Raw genomic sequence first — 17,106 nt, forward strand, 5'->3', positions numbered from 1 at the left:
CCGTCAGCGGCCGATGGTGAGCAGCGTGGAGACGCCGAACCGGATGACCTGGTCGGCGACGAGGAAGAAGATCGAGGCGAGCAGCACCATCACGAACACCATGGCCGTGGTGATGAGCGTCTCGCGACGGGTCGGCCAGGTGACCTTCGCCGTCTCGGCGCGGACCTGCTGAAAGAACTCGACAGGACTGTTCTTCGCCATGTGTCCAAGACGGCCCCTTGGGAAAGCCCGGTGGCCGCCACCTCTCTGCCGCGGCGCCATGCGCCGCCCGAATTCCGTTCGATCCGCCGGCGCCGGCCCAAGGACATTTCCTTGCGAGACGCTGTGCGGGATCCCGATGGCGGCGTTCCGGTCGCGTCCTCGCGCCCATGGCCGCCGGCCTGCCATTCCCTGCCGTCCCGTCCTGCGCTGTCAGGATCCGGACTGGCAGGAGTGGAGGGACTCGAACCCCCAACCCCCGGTTTTGGAGACCGGTGCTCTAACCAGTTGAGCTACACTCCTAGGGTCGGCGCCTCGAAGGGGAAGCATTTGCCCGTCGGCTTCGAGGGTAGACTCCGCCGCGCCGGGGAGTGACCCAGCGCATCGGACGGGTGTGTGTAGTGGGATGCGCCGCGCCTGTAAAGGGGGACGGTGCCGGCGGGCTCCGCCTATCCCCAAACTGTCACCCGGGCGGAATGTGCGACCGGGGGCGGCGCTCACCGGTCAGCGTGCATTTCCGGGCTTCGCGCCGGCGGGGGCCGGCTGCCCCTCCTCCCCCGGCTCCGGAGGCTGCCGGGAACCTCCGGACGCCTTGCCCTTCCGTGGCTCCAGGGCGCAATCATGGTTGGCGCCGGTTCCCGGCGCATTCTCGAAGACGCAGCGGGTGTCCGGCGGGTCGCCGCATACTTTCGCGAGATTCCGGAAGCCGACGCACTGTCCGTCCGGCCCGCGATAGCCGGGCCCGCCCTTGCAGCCGCAGCCCGTGCAGGGCGTCTGCTCCGGGCAGGCCGCCGGAGCCGGGGCCGGGGCAGCGACGAGGAGCACCGCGAGAATCAGCGCGCTCGTCCGCATCTTCCGCCCCAAACGCAAAGAGCGGCGCCCGGGGGACGCCGCTCTCATGCCGTGCGGAAACCGGACGATGCGTCCGGCCGCGATCACTCGATGATGGAGGCGACGACGCCGGCGCCGACGGTGCGGCCGCCTTCGCGGATGGCGAAGCGCAGCTTCTCTTCCATGGCGATCGGCACGATCAGCGCCACGTCCATGGACACGTTGTCACCCGGCATCACCATCTCGGTGCCTTCGGGCAGCGTGCACACGCCGGTCACGTCCGTCGTGCGGAAGTAGAACTGCGGGCGGTAGTTGGTGAAGAACGGCGTGTGGCGGCCGCCCTCTTCCTTCGTCAGGATGTAGGCCTCGGCCTTGAACTTGGTGTGCGGCTTCACCGAACCCGGCTTGCACACCACCTGGCCACGCTCCACGTCCTCGCGCTTCGTGCCGCGCAGCAGGATGCCCACGTTGTCGCCCGCCTGGCCCTGGTCCAGCAGCTTGCGGAACATCTCGACGCCGGTCACCGTGGTCTTCACCGTCGGGCGGATGCCGACGATCTCAACTTCCTCGCCCACCTTGATGATGCCGCGCTCCACGCGACCGGTCACCACCGTGCCGCGGCCGGAGATCGAGAACACGTCCTCGATCGGCATCAGGAACGGCAGGTCAACCGGACGCTCGGGCTGCGGGATGTAGGCGTCGACCGCCTCCATCAGCTTCAGCACCGCGTTCTTGCCCAGCTCCGGATCGCCGTTCTCGAGCGCCACCAGCGCCGAGCCGCGGATGATCGGGATGTCGTCCCCGGGGAAGTCGTACTTCGACAGAAGCTCGCGCACTTCCATCTCCACGAGCTCAAGAAGCTCGGGATCGTCGACCATGTCGCACTTGTTCAGGAACACCACCAGCGCCGGAACGCCCACCTGGCGGGCCAGCAGGATGTGCTCGCGGGTCTGCGGCATCGGGCCGTCCGCCGCCGACACCACCAGGATCGCGCCGTCCATCTGCGCCGCACCGGTGATCATGTTCTTCACATAGTCGGCGTGCCCGGGGCAGTCCACGTGCGCGTAGTGGCGGTTCGAGGTCTCGTACTCCACGTGAGCGGTCGAGATCGTGATGCCGCGCGCCTTCTCCTCAGGCGCCTTGTCGATCTGGTCGTACGCGGTGAACGTCGCGCCGCCCGTCTCCGCAAGAATCTTCGTGATCGCTGCCGTCAGCGACGTCTTGCCGTGGTCCACGTGACCGATCGTGCCGATGTTGCAGTGCGGCTTCGAGCGGTTGAACTTCTCTTTGGCCATCGTTCTCTCTCAGTCGATCAGCGCCCCGCACGGGCCGCGAAAAAAGCCGCCGTGGGATAGGGGGTTTCGAGTTGGGATGCAAGTGCCGGTCGCGCGTTGCAGCGCGGGCGCTCCTGCGCGCTCAGGTGCGCTTACGCGCGCGACGCCCCCGCCGCCCCGTCCTGTGGCCGACGGAACACATCCCGACGCCAAGCCAAATTCCCTTAGGGAATAAGGCTTGCCACACCCCATCCGGCAACCGAAGGTGGTTGCAATCAGGGCGGGAGGGGCTCTTGAACATCATCAATCGTGTCGTGGTGGCCAGCGCCGCCGCGCTTCTGCTCGCGGCCTGCGCCACGCTGCCGAAGCACACGCTTTCGGAAGCGGACGTGGCGAGCCTCACCCTTGCGAGCGTGAAGGTCGCCTTCCCCTCGGACGGCGCCGTCAAATGGGCGGAGGCCGAGGCCCTCGAGACCAAGGAAAAGGACACCCCGAAGGCCGACCTCCATAAGATCGAGCGCGCCAGCTTCCGTTCCTATGCCGAGCACCGGCTGGCCGCCGCGCTCACCACGGAGAGCCATCGCCTGCTGTCGGACCTGATGCAGGGCACGCGGCCGGCCCGCCTCGAAATCACCGTGCGCAGCCTGCTGATCCCCACGACCGCGGAGCGCACCGGGCAGGTGCTCGCCGCCACCGCCCTCACCACCGTGCTCGCCGGCCCCATCGTGGCGGGCGTGACGGTGGGCGCCACCCAGGGCATCTTCATCACCTGTGACGTCGCGCTGGTGGATGCCACCAGCAACACCGTGCTCGCCTCGGTGGGGGAGGTGAAGGCCTCCAGCTCCGCCACCCAGTTCAGCGGCGAATCGGTGGACGGCATCGCCGCCGCGCTGGTCGGCAAGGTCAAAGGCTGGTTGTCGGAGAAGCCGTCCGCCTGAGGGATATACGCCAGGGAAAGACTGGAGCGGGTGAAGGGAATCGAACCCTCGTATTCAGCTTGGAAGGCTGCTGCTCTACCATTGAGCTACACCCGCGCGAGCCACCGCGCAGGGCGGCCCGGACCTTCCTACCATAACGGCGACGGGTGGTGGAGGGGGTTGGATTTGAACCAACGTAGGCAGAGCCAACGGATTTACAGTCCGTCCCCTTTAACCACTCGGGCACCCCTCCAGCGACGCCCGTCGCACCGGTTCTTCCCGGCTTGAGGCGGGGAAGACTCCTTGCAAGCTGGTGATTCAAGGAATTCCCAGCAGCCCGAAGCCGGCGACGAGCAAGCTCAAATCACCGTCCGAGGATCGGGGTTATGTGAAAGCGGCGCGCTGAAGTCAACCGGAAATGATGCGCGCCGGCGACGCCTGTGGATGGCGCGCCACGGGGGCCCCGCCCCGGGCGCCGCCGCCACCGCCCCGGGAGGCCCGCTGCGCGGCGCGACCTGCTTCCCCGCGCGACACCTCTTGCGCCGGGCGGCGCGCTCTGACAAAGCCTCTCCATGTCCGACCGTCCGCCCCGCGAACCACGCCGTCCCGGCGCCCGCCCGTTCCAGTCCCGCTCCGGCGGCCGGCCCGGCGCGCCCTTTCCGCCGCGCCGCCCGAAGGGGGGCAAGGCGCCCCCGTGGGAAGGCGCGGACGACGTGGCCCTGCTCTACGGCTGGCATACGGTGGCGGAGGCGCTGGCGAATCCCAGGCGCAAGTTCCGGCGCATCCTCGCCACCGAGAACGCGGTGAACCGGCTTGCCGAGGAGGGACTCACCCTCCCCATCGCCCCGGAGGTCGTCCGCCCCTCCGAGATCGACCGGCTGCTGGGACCGGACGCGGTGCACCAGGGCCTGCTGGCAGAGGTCGACCACCTGCGCTCGCCGGCCCTGAAGGACATCGCCAAGACCGACCTGGTGCTGGTGCTGGACCAGATCACCGATCCGCACAACGTGGGCGCCATCGTGCGCTCGGCGGCGGCGTTCGCGGTGAGTGCCATCGTCACCACCGCCCGCCACAGCCCGGCAGCCACCGGCGTGCTGGCCAAGAGCGCCTCGGGCGGGCTGGAGCACGTGCCCTTCTGCCTCGTGCAGAACCTTTCCCGCGCCCTCACCGAGCTGAAGGACAACGGCATGCTGGTGGTGGGCCTCGACAGCGAGGGACCCGCGGACCTGGAGGATACCCCCCTGCGCGCCCCGCTCGCCCTGGTGCTCGGCGCCGAGGGCAAGGGCCTGCGCCAGCTGACGCGCGAGACCTGCGACGTGCTCGCCCGCATCGACCTGCCGGGCGCCATCAAGAGCCTCAATGTCTCCAATGCCGCCGCCCTGTCGCTGGGCATCGCGCGCCGGGTGATGAAGCGCGGCTGAGCCGTCCCCCGCGCATCGCGCCGGCGGGGACCTCTGCGGGCGCGCCCCCGTGGCCGCGGGCCCCGTGGTCGCGCGCCCCGTCTTCGCGCGCCCCGTCTTCGCGCGCCCCGTCTTCGCGCCTGCACCTAAGACCATTGGCCAATCGAAAGTCGGCCTTACCTCCGCCATCTTTACCAACTGGCGCGACATGCGCGCCCAGCCCTGCAGGATATCCGCACGCCAACAAGATGCGGGACCGCCGGGCCGACGGAGGAACGCCCGAGACCCGCCGCATCGGACATGCGCGCGGCGTGCTGGGCGTTGCCCGATCCGGCCCGTCTTCCTGCTGCGGCTTCGTTGAGCTCGACTTCCGCCATCGGCGGAGCCCAGAAGCGACGGGAGGGATTGTTCAATGAGCGTGACGACTGCAGGGGTGGCCGCCAAGCCGCGTCCCATGACCCGGGAGGAGAAGAAGGTCATCTTCGCCTCGTCCCTCGGCACTGTATTCGAATGGTACGATTTCTATCTCTACGGATCTCTGGCCGCCATCATCGGCGCCCAGTTCTTCTCGGCCTACCCGCCGGCCACCCGCGACATCTTCGCCCTGCTCGCCTTCGCCGCCGGCTTCCTGGTGCGCCCGTTCGGCGCCATCGTGTTCGGCCGCGTCGGCGACCTCGTCGGCCGCAAGTACACCTTCCTCGTCACCATCCTGATCATGGGCCTGTCGACCTTCATCGTCGGCATCCTGCCCAACGCGGCCTCCATCGGCATCGCCGCGCCCATCATCCTCATCGGCCTGCGCCTGCTCCAGGGCCTCGCGCTCGGCGGCGAGTACGGCGGCGCCGCCACCTACGTGGCGGAGCATGCCCCGCACGGCCGCCGCGGCTTCTACACCTCCTGGATCCAGACCACCGCGACGCTGGGCCTGTTCCTGTCGCTGATCGTGATCCTGTTCACCCGCACCATCGTGGGCGAGCAGAACTTCGCGGCCTGGGGCTGGCGCGTTCCCTTCCTCGTCTCCATCGCGCTGCTCGGCGTCTCGGTCTGGATTCGCCTCCAGCTGTCCGAATCGCCGACCTTCCAGAAGATGAAGGACGAGGGCACCACCTCGAAGGCCCCCCTGTCGGAAGCCTTCGGCCAGTGGTCGAACCTGAAGTTCGTGCTGCTCGCCCTGTTCGGCCTCGTCGCGGGCCAGGGCGTGGTCTGGTACACGGGCCAGTTCTACGCCCTGTTCTTCCTGCAATCGATCCTGAAGGTCGACGGCTACACCTCGAACCTGCTCATCGCCTGGTCGCTGGTGTTCGGCACGGGCTTCTTCGTCCTGTTCGGCTGGCTGTCCGACAAGATCGGCCGCAAGCCCATCATCCTCGCCGGCTGCCTCATCGCCGCCGCGAGCTACTTCCCGCTGTTCAACATGATCACCTCCTACGCGAACCCCGCGCTCGAGAAGGCGATCCAGAACGTGCGGGTGACCGTGGTGGCCGATCCCGGCAACTGCGGCAGCCTGTTCAACCCGGTGGGCACCCGCATCTACACCCAGCCGTGCGACCTCGCCCGCGACTTCCTCGCGAAGTCCTCGGTGAAGTACTCGTTCGAGCCGGGCGCCGCGGGCTCGCCGGTGCAGCTGAAGGTGAACGACGCCGTGGTGCCGTTCTCGCCGGACTTCAACAAGGCGGCGGCCGCGGCGCTCCAGGGCGCGGGCTATCCCACCGCGGCGACGAACAAGGACGTCATCAAGATGGCGCACCCGTTCGACATCTTCCAGCCGCGGACTGCGGCGGTGATCGGGCTGCTGTTCATCCTGGTGCTGTTCGTGACCATGGTGTACGGCCCCATCGCGGCGGCCCTGGTGGAACTGTTCCCGGCCCGCATCCGCTACACCTCCATGTCGCTGCCGTACCACATCGGCAACGGCTGGTTCGGCGGCCTGCTGCCGGCCACCTCCTTCGCCATGGTGGCCGCCACCGGCGACATCTACTACGGCCTCTGGTACCCGATCGTGATCGCCCTGATGACCTTCGTCATCGGCCTCCTGTTCGTGCCCGAGACCAAGGATCGCAACATCGATCACTGGCACTGAGCCCAGGCAAAGACGGTCCGCGCGCCCCGCAGCGCGTGGACCGGAGGGAACGGCCCCGCCCCGGCGGGGCCGTTTTCGTTTGCGCGGCGCACACGGCTCCCCGCAAGCGGACGCCCCGCTTCCGCGCGGGACGTCATACGAAGGGCGAAAGGCGGCAAGCCCCTCACCCGAAGGTATGAGAGGCCATGGCCACCTCGAAACGGCACGGCGCGCGGTCAAATGCGCATCCGGGCACCGCTTCAAGCCGTCACGAAACCGCTCAAACCTTTGGCGATGATGGTTTTTCAAGAAAACACGCGCCGCAGAGGCAAAAGACCATGCTTTAGGCGTATCGTCGAAAGTACGGGGTTTCCTCAACTAGCAACTCGTCGGCGACTGATACAGATTATGGCACGACAAATGGCCGGACGCGGCCGGGGGTCGCCACCAGATAACAATCAGGCCCGTGGCGTTCCGCGGGTTCCGAGGGAGGCCGTCCGATGGAATCATCTCTGGCCGCACGCATTGCGGCCGATCCGAATTACCAGCTGCTGAAGTCGAGGCGCTCGCGCTTCGGGTGGATCCTCACCCTGGCGATGCTCATCGTCTATTACGGCTTCATTCTTCTCATCGCCTTCAAGAAGGACGTTCTCGCGGCCCGCATGGGCGACGGCGTGATGACGTGGGGCATCCCGATCGGCTTCGGCGTGATCGTCTTCACCATCGTCGTGACCGCCATCTACGTCCGGCGCGCGAACAGCGAGTTCGACGAGCTCTCCGAGAAGATCAAGCAGCAGGTGCTCAAGTGATGTCGATGCATCCGTCCATCGGCAAGGCCCTGCGCCTTGCGGGCCTTTGCGCCCTCACCCTCCTGCCCTCGGCCGCGTTCGCGGCGGAGGCCATCGGCGCGTCCGAGAAGCAGGCCACCAACTGGACCGCGATCACCATGTTCGCGGTCTTCGTCCTGGGCACGCTCTACATCACCAAGTGGGCGGCGGCGAAGACCAAGTCGGCGGCCGACTTCTACACGGCGGGCGGCGGCATCTCCGGCTTCCAGAACGGCCTCGCCATCGCCGGCGACTACATGTCGGCCGCGTCCTTCCTCGGCATTTCCGCCGCGGTGATGAGCACCGGCTATGACGGCCTCATCTATTCCATCGGCTTCCTCGTGGGCTGGCCGATCCTCACCTTCCTGATGGCCGAGCGCCTCAGGAACCTCGGCAAGTTCACCTTCGCCGACGTGGCCGCCTTCCGCTTCGCCCAGACCCCGGTGCGCGTGTTCGCCGCCTCCGGAACGCTGGTGGTGGTGGCGTTCTACCTCATCGCCCAGATGGTGGGCGCCGGCCAGCTGATCAAGCTGCTGTTCGGCCTCGACTACTGGATCGCGGTGGTGATCGTCGGCGCGCTGATGATGATCTACGTGCTGTTCGGCGGCATGACCGCCACCACGTGGGTGCAGATCATCAAGGCCGGCCTGCTGCTGGGTGGCGCCACCTTCATGGCCTTCATGGTCATGTGGCGCTACGGCTTCTCCCCGGAGAAGCTGTTCGCCGCCGCGGTGGAGGTGAAGACCAACCTCGCCGCCGCCAAGCCCGGCGCCACGCCGCAGGCCGCGGCCGCCGCCGGCCAGTCCATCATGGGCCCGGGCACCTTCATCAAGGACCCGATCTCCGCCATCTCCTTCGGCATGGCGCTCATGTTCGGCACCGCCGGCCTGCCGCACATCCTCATGCGCTTCTTCACCGTGCCGAGCGCGAAGGAAGCCCGCAAGTCTGTGATGTGGGCCACGGGCTGGATCGGCTACTTCTACCTGCTCACCTTCATCATCGGCTTCGGCGCCATCACCTTCGTGCTGACCGACCCCTCCTTCCTCGACGCCAAGGGCGCGCTGCAGGGCGGGTCCAACATGGCGGCGGTGCACCTTGCCCATGCGGTGGGCGGCAACGTGTTCCTCGGCTTCATCTCGGCGGTGGCGTTCGCGACCATCCTCGCGGTGGTGGCCGGCCTCACGCTGTCGGGCGCCTCGGCGGTGTCGCATGACCTCTATTCCACGGTGTTCAAGGCCGGCAAGGCCGACAGCGCCGCGGAGCTGAAGGTCTCGCGCATCACCACGGTGTGCCTCGGCATCCTCGCGGTGCTGCTGGGCATCGCCTTCGAGAAGCAGAATATCGCCTTCATGGTGTCCCTGGCCTTCGCGGTCGCCGCTTCGGCCAACTTCCCGGTGCTGTTCATGTCGGTGCTGTGGAAGAACTGCACCACCCGCGGCGCGGTGATCGGCGGCTTCCTGGGCCTCCTGTCCTCCGTGGTGCTGACGGTGCTCTCCCCCTCCGTGTGGGAGGCCACCCTCGGCAATCCGGCGGGCTCGGCGCCCTTCCCCTACACCTCGCCGGCGCTGTTCTCCATGGCGCTGGGCTTCCTCGGCATCTGGCTGTTCTCGATCACCGACAACAGCCAGCGCGCCAAGCAGGACCGCGCCGGCTTCCCGGCGCAGGAAGTGCGCTCCGAAACCGGCATCGGCGCGGCGGAAGCCTCGGCGCACTGACGCCCGGGCGATCCCGTCCCCACGCCGATGCCGCGGCCGGATGACATCCCGCCCGGCGTCCCGCAGGACAGCCGGGCCAGCGAGCCCCGGGCCGAGGAGGCCCGGGGAAGTGCTGAGGTCGGCTCCGACAAGGCCCAGGGAAACCCGCCCGGCACCGCCGGGCGGGTTTCCGCGTCCGGCCGGGAGCGCCGCGAGTTCGTCTCGCTCCTGACGTCGCGGGTGCGCGACGTCTTCCTCCGCAAGCCCTTCTTCGTGGACGGCGGCACCGACCTCGTGAGCCTGTGCCGCGAGCTGTCCCGGCTCCGGCTCAGCGAGGCGCTGGTGCGCGACGGCGACCGCATCGGCATCTTCACCACCACCGACCTGCGCGACGCGCTCACCCGCGAGACCCCGCCCGACCGCCTCGCGGTCCGGGAGGTGGCCGTCTTCGACCCCTGGTCGGTGAGCCTCGACGACGAGCTCTACGACGCGCTCATCCTCATGCTGCGCCACCGCATCCACCGCCTGCTGGTGCGCGATGGCGACGGCGGCGAAGCCGGCATCGTCGGCGTGCTCGGACAGCTCGACCTCATGGCCTTCGTGGCCAACCATTCCCATCTCATCGCGCTGGAGGCGGCGCAGGCCACCAGCCCCGGGGAGCTGAAGTCCGCCGCGCGCCAGATCGACAGCCTCGTCGCCGTTCTCCATGCGGACGGCGTGCGCGTGGAGGTGATCGCGGCGCTGGTGGGCGAGCTCAACCGGCAGATCTTCCGCCGCCTGTGGGACATGCTCGCCCCCGAGGCGCTGCGGGCCAATTCCTGTCTCCTGGTCATGGGCAGCGAGGGGCGCGGCGAGCAGATCATCAAGACCGACCAGGACAACGCCCTCCTCATCGCCGACGGCTTCGCCTGTGAGGACCTTCCGGAGATCACCGAGCGCTTCACCGCCGCGCTGATCGATTTCGGCTATCCCCCCTGCCCGGGAGGGATCATGCTGAGCCGGCCCCTGTGGTGCCAGCCCCTGTCCACCTTCAAGGAGACGCTGCGGCGCTGGATCCACGGCGGCGGGCCGGAGGGGCCCGACAAGGACGGACCGATGAACCTCGCCATCTTCCTCGATGCGGCGCCGGTGGCGGGCGACGCCGGCCTCCTGAAGGCGGCGCGGGCCCATGTGGACTTCCTGATGATGAACGATGCCGGCTATTTCGCCCGCTTCGCGGAAGCCGTGCAGCGCTTCGGCGAAGGGGGAAGCTGGTGGTCGCGCCTGCCCGGCCTCACCGGGCGGGCGGCGGCGGAGATCGACCTGAAGAAGCTCGGCATCTTCCCCCTGGTCCATGGAGTGCGCGCGCTGGCGCTGGAGCACCGCATCGCGCCGCTGGGCACGGCCGACCGGCTGAAGGCGCTGGTGGCCACGGGACACATGGACGACGGCTTCGCCCGTGACCTCACCGATGCCCTGCGCTTCCTCATGGGCCTGAAGCTCGCCGCCAACCTGCGCCAGATGCAGGAAGGCCGTCCCCCCGGCAACGCCATTCGCCTCGGCGACCTCGGCCCGCTGGACCGCCAGGCGCTGAAGGAGGCGCTGGCCATCGTGCGCGGCTTCAAGCAATGGCTCGCGCGCCACTACCGGTTCGACGCCCTATGAGAGACGACGGCGCGGACATCCCCGCAGCCGGCCCCGGCCGGCCTCCCGCCAGCCCGGCCGGCGAGCGCGGTCCGCGCCCGCAGGTGCTGCTGGCCCTGTGCGCGGCCGGCGCCCTCGCCTTCAATTTCCCGCTGCTCATCGTGTGGGATGCGGACGTGACGGTATTCGGCCTGCCGCTGCTGCCGGTGGCCCTGTTCGCCATCTGGGCGGCGCTCATCGCCGCCCTGGCGATCGCCAGCGAGCGCCGGCCGCGGCCGTCGGCTGTGCTTCCGGCCCTGCCGGCCCATCCCGGCGAAGCCCCCTGACCCGTCCGGCAGCGAGGATGTGATGGGAGCACCGCGCCGCACGCCCCTCGTCCCCTCCCCGCCGTCTCGGCGGCGAGGCCCGTGCACGCGGGGGCCGCAATGACCGGGCCCATGATCGCCGCTCCCGTGGTGGTGGGCGCCGCCGTCCTCTACCTCGCGCTGCTGTTCGCCATCGCCGCCTTCGCCGACCGGCGGGCGGCGCAGGGCCGCTCCATCATCGGCAACGCCTGGATCTATGCCCTGTCGCTGGCGGTCTATTGCACCGCGTGGACCTATTTCGGCAGCGTCGGGCGGGCGGCGACCACCGGCGTGTGGTTCCTGCCCATCTATCTCGGGCCCACGCTGGCCATGCTCGTGGCCTGGATCGTGGTGCGGAAGATGATCCGCATCGCCCACACCTACCGCATCACCTCCATCGCCGATTTCATCGCCAGCCGCTACGGCAAGAGCCCGCTGGTGGCGGCGGTGGTCACGCTCATCACCGTGGTGGGCATCGTCCCCTACATCGCCCTGCAGCTGAAGGCTGTCTCCGCCGGCTACCTGGTGCTGACGCAGGCGCACGCGGCCCAGGCCGGGCCGGGCCCCGCCTGGTGGCAGGACGGCACCCTGCTGGTGACGTTGGCCCTCGCCCTCTTCACCATCCTGTTCGGCACCCGGCACCTCGACAGCGCGGAGCGGCACGAGGGCATGGTGGCGGCGGTGGCGGCCGAATCCCTCGTGAAGCTCATCGCCTTCCTGGCGGTGGGCGCCTTCGTCACCTTCGGCCTGTTCGACGGGATGGCCGACATCTGGGCCCGCGCCCGGGCCCTGCCGGAGCTGAAGGACCTGCTGCGCCTCGGCGGCGGTTCCGGGGCGGGCGCCTTCGGCTACGCCCAGTGGTTCACCCTTACCCTCCTCTCCATGCTCTCGGTGCTGCTGCTGCCCCGGCAATTCCAGATGATGGTGGTGGAGTGCGTGGACGAGCGGCACCTGAAGCGGGCCGCCTGGGTGTTTCCCGCCTATCTGCTGGTCATCAACATCTTCGTGCTGCCGCTGGCGCTGGGAGGCATGGTGCTGCTCGGTCCGCAGGGAGCGGACCCGGAAACCTTCGTGCTCTCCCTGCCCCTCGCCAGCGGCCAGGCGGGACTGGCCCTGTTCGCTTACGTGGGCGGGCTTTCCGCCGCCACGGGCATGCTGATCGTGGAGACCATCGCCGTCTCCACCATGGTCTGCAATGACCTCGTCATGCCATCCCTGCTGCGGCTGAAGGCCTTCGGCGCGCGTACGGGCGGGGACCTGACGGGGCTGCTGCTCAACATCCGCAGGGTGGCCATCCTTGGCGTGCTGCTCCTGGGCTACCTCTATTTCCAGGTGGCGGGGGAGGCCTATGCCCTCGTCTCCATCGGCCTCATCAGCTTCGCCGCGGTGGCCCAGTTCGCCCCGGCCCTGTTCGGCGGCCTCTACTGGCGCGGCGCGACCCGCCTCGGGGCCCTGGGCGGCCTTGTCGGCGGCTTCCTGGTGTGGACCTACACGCTGATGCTGCCCTCGGTGGCGAAGTCCGGCTGGATCAGCGATGCCTTCCTCACCCGCGGCCCGTTCGGGATCACGGCGCTGGCGCCGGAGCAGCTGTTCGGCCTCGTCGGCCTCGACAACCTGTCCCACTCCCTGTTCTGGAGCCTGCTCGTCAATGTCTCCCTCTATGTGGGCCTGTCCCTCTGGCGGGAGCCGTCCGGGCGGGAGGCGAGCCAGGCCCTGCTGTTCGTGGACGTGTTCGCCCGCGGCCGCGACGCCGGGGCCGGCGCCCCCGTGTTCTGGCGCGGGCGGGCGCGGCCGGCGGACCTGATGGCGCTGGCGAGCCGCCTGCTGGGGCCGGAGGCGGCGCGCCAGATCTTCGCCGCGCATGCCCGCGAGGTCGGCGCCGCGGACGGGACCGATCCCACCGCCGACGCCCGCCTGGTGGACAAGGTGGAACGCCGCCTCGCCGGCGCGGTGGGCTCCGCCTCCGCCCGGGTGCTGGTGGCGGCGGTGGCCGAGGAGGAGCCCCTCGGCACCTCGGACGTCATGGAGATCCTGAACGAAGCCTCCCAGCTGCGCGTCTACGCCCGCGCGCTGGAGGAGAAGTCCCGCTCCCTGGAGGTCGCCTCCGCCGAGCTGACCGCCGCCAATGCGCAGCTCAAGACGCTGGACGAGCTGAAGGACGACTTCATGTCCTCCGTCACCCACGAGCTGCGCACCCCGCTGACCGCCATCCGCGCCGTGTCCGAGCTGATGCTCGACACCCCCGACATGACGGAAGGCCAGCGCCAGGAGTTCCTGAAGATCATCGTGGCCGAGAGCGAGCGCCTCGGCCGGCTGGTGAACCAGGTTCTGGACATGGCGAAGATCGAATCCGGCCAGGGCGAATGGCATTCCGCCGACGTGGACATGCGCGCCCTCGTCGCCGACGCGGTGAAGGCGACGGGGGAGCTCGTCCGGGCCCGCGGGGCGCAGATCCTGCTGGTCGCGCCCGATCACGTGCCCCTCCTGAAGGCCGATCCCGACCGGCTGACGCAGGTGATGCTGAACCTCATCTCGAATGCGGCGAAGTTCGTGCCCGAACGCGGCGGACGTGTCGAAGTCCGCCTCTCCACGGATGCCGGAGGCGTCGAAATTCGGGTCATGGACAACGGCCCGGGGGTGCCGGCCGCCGACCGCGACACCATATTCGAGAAATTCCGCCAGGGCGGCGACGCCCTGACCCGCCCCCCCGGCACCGGGCTCGGGCTTCCGATCAGCCGCCGGATCGTGGATCATTTCGGCGGCAGGATGTGGCTGGAGCAACAAGAAGGCAGCGGCGCGTGCTTCGCGTTCCGCCTGCCCTTCCGGCCGAAGAAGGAGGAGACGCCATGATTGCCGAAGCGAGCCCCGCTCCCGGCGCCGACCCGGGCGCCAAGGTGCTCATCGCCGACGACGAGCCGAACATCGTCATCTCCCTGGAATTCATGATGAAACGGGAGGGCTTCCACGTCCTGGTGGCGCGGGACGGCCGGCAGGCGCTGGAGGTGATCCGCCGCGAGCACCCGCGCCTCGTCCTGCTCGACGCCACCATGCCCGGCATGAGCGGCTTCGACGTATGCGAGGCGGTGCGCGCCGATGCGGACGTGGGGGCCACCCGCATTCTCATGCTCACCGCCAAGGGCCGGGAGACCGACATGGCCCGCGGTGTCGGCGCCGGGGCGGATGCCTATGTCACCAAGCCCTTCTCCACCCGCGAGCTGGTGCAGAAGGTGAAGGACATGCTGGCCAAGGACCTGCCAGCCAGGGACTTGCCGGCAAGGGACATGCCGGCATGAGCCTGAAGGGGCGTGTGGCGCTGGGCCGGGCGCTCGCGGTCCTCGTTCCCGGGGCGGCGCTTGCCCTGTGGCTGGCGCTGGGCGCCGGCTTCCTTTTCGTGGCGCTCGAGCCCGCGCGGCGCGCGAGCCTCGCGGATGCCCTCGCCCCCCTCGTCGAGAGCCACGGCATGATGCTGGTGCTGTGGTGGCTCGTCGCCTCCCTCGGCGCCGGCCTGCTTGCCCGCCATCTGCACGCAGGCCATGTGGAAGCCGTGGCGCGCCTTGCCGATGCGACCCGCGTCCTCGCCTCCGACGCCGCCGCTCCACCCGCCCCTCCCCAGGGCAGCGCGCAGGTGCGGGCGCTGGCCGAGGCGGTGAACGCCCTCGCCGATCAACGCCGGGCCCTGAAGGACGACATGACGCGCCTCGTGGCGGAGGCGAGCCGGGACGTGGCCATCCAGCGCGATCAGCTCGCCGCCCTCATGGCGGAGCTGCAGCAGTCTGTGGTGGTGCTCAATCTCGAAGGGCGGATCCTGCTCTACAATGCGCAGGCGCGCGCCCTTTTCCGTCGCCTGTCGCAGGCCCCGGGCGGTGCCGGCGGGGCGGAGCTCATCGGCCTCGGGCGCTCCATCCACGCCGTCATCGACCGCGCGCTCATCGCCCATGCGCGGGAGACCATCGAGCACCGCATCGCCCGCGGCGATGTGCGGGCCTCCACCCGCTTCGTCACCACCACCCCGCTGGGCCACCTCATCCAGGTGCTGCTCGCCCCCGTGCGCCCCGGGACCGACGCGGCCTGCGCCATCAATGGCTTCGTCCTGCTACTGGACGACATCACCGAGGAATACGAGGCCCGCTCCCGACAGGACCGCTCCTGGCTCGACCTGTCCGAGGCGAGCCGCGCCTCCTTCGCCGCCATGCAGGCTGCCCTCGACATGCTGGACTATCCGGACCTCGAGCTCACGGACCGGGAGCGCTTCCAGGCGGTGGTGCGCGACGAGGTCTCCGCCATGAGCGCGCGCCTTGCGGCGCTGGCAGCCGATGCCTCGCAGGACCTGAAGACCCGCTGGCCGCTGCAGGACATGCTGGGCGCAGACCTCATCGCCGCCGCCGCCCGGCGCATCGCGGACGAGACCGGGCGCCAGGTGGGGACGGAGGAGGTGGACCCCGACATCTGGCTGAGCGTGGACAGCTTCGCGCTCATGGAGGCGCTCACCTTCCTGGCCACCCAGCTGGTGGGGGCCATGGGGGAGCCGGCCCTGACCCTGCGCCTGTCGCCGGCGGGGGCGCGCGCCCACCTCGACCTTGCCTTTCATTCGGCCGGTGGAGCCACCCCCGGCGCGACCCTCGCCGGCTGGCAGACGCGCCCCATGCGGACGGGGGACACCGCCTCCCCCCTCTCGGTGCGCGACGTGGTGGAGCGGCACGGCGGCGAGTTGTGGCTCGAGCATGCGCGGGGAGGCTCCAGCGCCTGCTTCCGCTTCCTCCTGCCCGTGGCATCCGGCACGGCGCAGGAGCTGCCCGCCCCCGGCGAGAGCCGGCCGGCCTATTTCGACTTCGACCTGTTCGCGGCCAGCGCGCAAAGCCGCGAGAGCGACGAACGGCTTCTGAGCGAGATCGCCTATACGGTCTTCGACACCGAGACCACCGGCCTCGACCCGGCCGGCGGCGACGAGATCATCCAGATCGGCGCGACGCGCATCGTCAACGGCCGCATGCTTGCCAGCGAGTGCTTCGACCAGCTCGTGGACCCCGGCCGCTCCATCCCCGAGGCGGGCATCGCCGTCCACGGCATCCGCCCGGAGATGGTGCGAGGCAAGCCGAGCATCGCCCAGGTGCTGCCGGCCTTCCACGCGTTCGCGGCGGACACGGTGCTGGTGGGGCACAACGTGGCCTTCGACCTGCGCTTCCTCACCCTGAAGGAGGCGGCGAGCGGTGTGCGCTTCGACCAGCCCGTGCTGGACACCCTGCTGCTCGCATCCATCGTCCATCCGGGGGAGGACAGCCACCACCTGGAAGCCATGGCGGGCCGCCTCGGCGTCACCGTCTCGGGCCGGCACACGGCGCTGGGCGATGCCCTGGTGACCGCCGAGATCTTCCAGAAGCTGCTGCCGCTGCTGCGCCAGCGCGGCATCCTCACCCTCGGCGAGGCACGGGCCGCCGCCCAATCCTCTTATTACGCGCACCTGCGCTATTGAGCGTCCGCCTAAGTCTGCCGGCGCATTTTCCCGCGCCCGCGGCAGGGGCGGCCCGGCAGCCTCAAGGCGCTCCCTCCTCGATCGCGGGCGGCTTGACGGAAAGGAGGCGGTGGGAGATTAAGGACGGGCTGGCCCCGGCACAAAGAGCGGCACACAAGCCTTTGCGGCGCGGCCCCGTGCAGCATTCAAGTGTTTGAAGAAGCGTGTAAATATTCTGGAAATGCCGGCTTAGCACAGCGGTAGTGCAGCGGTTTTGTAAACCGAAGGTCGGGGGTTCGATCCCCTCAGCCGGCACCAGTTCCCCGTCGATGCACGTCGAAAATTCAAGGAACGGGCCGCCTTTCGCGTCGACAGGCATCTGTTGGCGTCTCGCTGTTGTGTTGGCACCGCCGCGAGCCAACACGTTCGGACGCCAACACGATGCCCCCGTCGGACGTGGCCGCGCGCGCCGCCAAGCCGCGGCCAAAGG

At 69.4% G+C, this 17,106-nt stretch carries 12 protein-coding genes and 4 tRNA genes; 11 read left to right on the plus strand and 5 right to left on the minus strand.

What is annotated here, in order from left to right; all coding sequences use genetic code 11:
- Nucleotides 1–3: 3 nt before the first annotated feature.
- From secE to tuf, 3 genes are all read right to left on the minus strand, one after another.
- Entirely contained in the window at nucleotides 4–201 is a 198-nt protein-coding gene (gene secE, locus V5F59_RS15015; RefSeq protein ID WP_393982833.1) for a preprotein translocase subunit SecE, read from the minus strand.
- Between the two features lie 223 nt (nucleotides 202–424).
- Nucleotides 425–501 (minus strand) — tRNA-Trp (locus V5F59_RS15020).
- Between the two features lie 632 nt (nucleotides 502–1,133).
- The gene (tuf, locus tag V5F59_RS15025) at nucleotides 1,134–2,324 is read right to left on the minus strand and encodes an elongation factor Tu (protein ID WP_393978142.1); all 1,191 of its coding nucleotides are present in this window, start codon (nucleotides 2,322–2,324) and stop codon (nucleotides 1,134–1,136) included.
- Nucleotides 2,325–2,596: 272 nt separating this feature from the next.
- On the opposite strand from tuf, the gene V5F59_RS15030 reads away from it, so the two are divergent.
- Nucleotides 2,597–3,241 (plus strand): hypothetical protein, encoded by a 645-nt coding sequence (locus tag V5F59_RS15030; RefSeq protein ID WP_393976017.1) that lies wholly within the window; start codon nucleotides 2,597–2,599, stop codon nucleotides 3,239–3,241.
- A gap of 22 nt (nucleotides 3,242–3,263) precedes the next feature.
- On the opposite strand, the gene V5F59_RS15035 is transcribed toward V5F59_RS15030, so the two are convergent.
- Nucleotides 3,264–3,337: transfer RNA gene (locus V5F59_RS15035), tRNA-Gly, on the minus strand.
- A gap of 51 nt (nucleotides 3,338–3,388) precedes the next feature.
- Nucleotides 3,389–3,473, minus strand: a tRNA-Tyr gene (locus V5F59_RS15040).
- A gap of 319 nt (nucleotides 3,474–3,792) precedes the next feature.
- Between V5F59_RS15040 and rlmB the strand changes: the two genes are divergently transcribed.
- The 10 genes from rlmB to V5F59_RS15090 all read left to right on the plus strand — a co-directional run bounded on the left by rlmB (nucleotide 3,793) and on the right by V5F59_RS15090 (nucleotide 16,934).
- Complete coding sequence (gene rlmB / locus V5F59_RS15045; protein WP_393976018.1) at nucleotides 3,793–4,641, plus strand: 23S rRNA (guanosine(2251)-2'-O)-methyltransferase RlmB; 849 nt, start codon at nucleotides 3,793–3,795, stop codon at nucleotides 4,639–4,641.
- Between the two features lie 391 nt (nucleotides 4,642–5,032).
- On the plus strand, nucleotides 5,033–6,700 hold the full coding sequence (locus V5F59_RS15050) for an MFS transporter (RefSeq protein ID WP_393976019.1): 1,668 nt from the start codon (nucleotides 5,033–5,035) through the stop codon (nucleotides 6,698–6,700).
- Between the two features lie 479 nt (nucleotides 6,701–7,179).
- Nucleotides 7,180–7,488 (plus strand): DUF485 domain-containing protein, encoded by a 309-nt coding sequence (locus V5F59_RS15055; RefSeq protein ID WP_393976020.1) that lies wholly within the window; start codon nucleotides 7,180–7,182, stop codon nucleotides 7,486–7,488.
- Entirely contained in the window at nucleotides 7,488–9,221 is a 1,734-nt protein-coding gene (locus tag V5F59_RS15060; RefSeq protein ID WP_393976021.1) for a cation acetate symporter, read from the plus strand. Before V5F59_RS15055 ends, V5F59_RS15060 begins: the two co-directional genes overlap by 1 nt.
- Before the next feature lie 27 nt (nucleotides 9,222–9,248).
- Nucleotides 9,249–10,844, plus strand: a complete 1,596-nt coding sequence (locus tag V5F59_RS15065) for a putative nucleotidyltransferase substrate binding domain-containing protein (protein ID WP_393976022.1) — start codon at nucleotides 9,249–9,251, stop codon at nucleotides 10,842–10,844.
- Nucleotides 10,841–11,149, plus strand: coding sequence for a hypothetical protein (locus V5F59_RS15070; RefSeq protein WP_393976023.1), 309 nt, complete (start codon nucleotides 10,841–10,843; stop codon nucleotides 11,147–11,149). Before V5F59_RS15065 ends, V5F59_RS15070 begins: the two co-directional genes overlap by 4 nt.
- 99 nt (nucleotides 11,150–11,248) lie before the next feature.
- Entirely contained in the window at nucleotides 11,249–14,017 is a 2,769-nt protein-coding gene (locus tag V5F59_RS15075; RefSeq protein ID WP_393976024.1) for an ATP-binding protein, read from the plus strand.
- Complete coding sequence (locus tag V5F59_RS15080) at nucleotides 14,014–14,460, plus strand: response regulator transcription factor (RefSeq protein ID WP_393976025.1); 447 nt, start codon at nucleotides 14,014–14,016, stop codon at nucleotides 14,458–14,460. The genes V5F59_RS15075 and V5F59_RS15080 overlap by 4 nt, the downstream gene beginning before the upstream one ends.
- Nucleotides 14,457–16,637, plus strand: coding sequence for an exonuclease domain-containing protein (locus tag V5F59_RS15085; RefSeq protein ID WP_393976026.1), 2,181 nt, complete (start codon nucleotides 14,457–14,459; stop codon nucleotides 16,635–16,637). Before V5F59_RS15080 ends, V5F59_RS15085 begins: the two co-directional genes overlap by 4 nt.
- A gap of 222 nt (nucleotides 16,638–16,859) precedes the next feature.
- Nucleotides 16,860–16,934: transfer RNA gene (locus V5F59_RS15090), tRNA-Thr, on the plus strand.
- Nucleotides 16,935–17,106: the final 172 nt, after the last annotated feature.

This window comes from Xanthobacter nonsaccharivorans, assembly GCF_043194755.2.
Taxonomy (GTDB): domain Bacteria; phylum Pseudomonadota; class Alphaproteobacteria; order Rhizobiales; family Xanthobacteraceae; genus Xanthobacter; species Xanthobacter autotrophicus_G.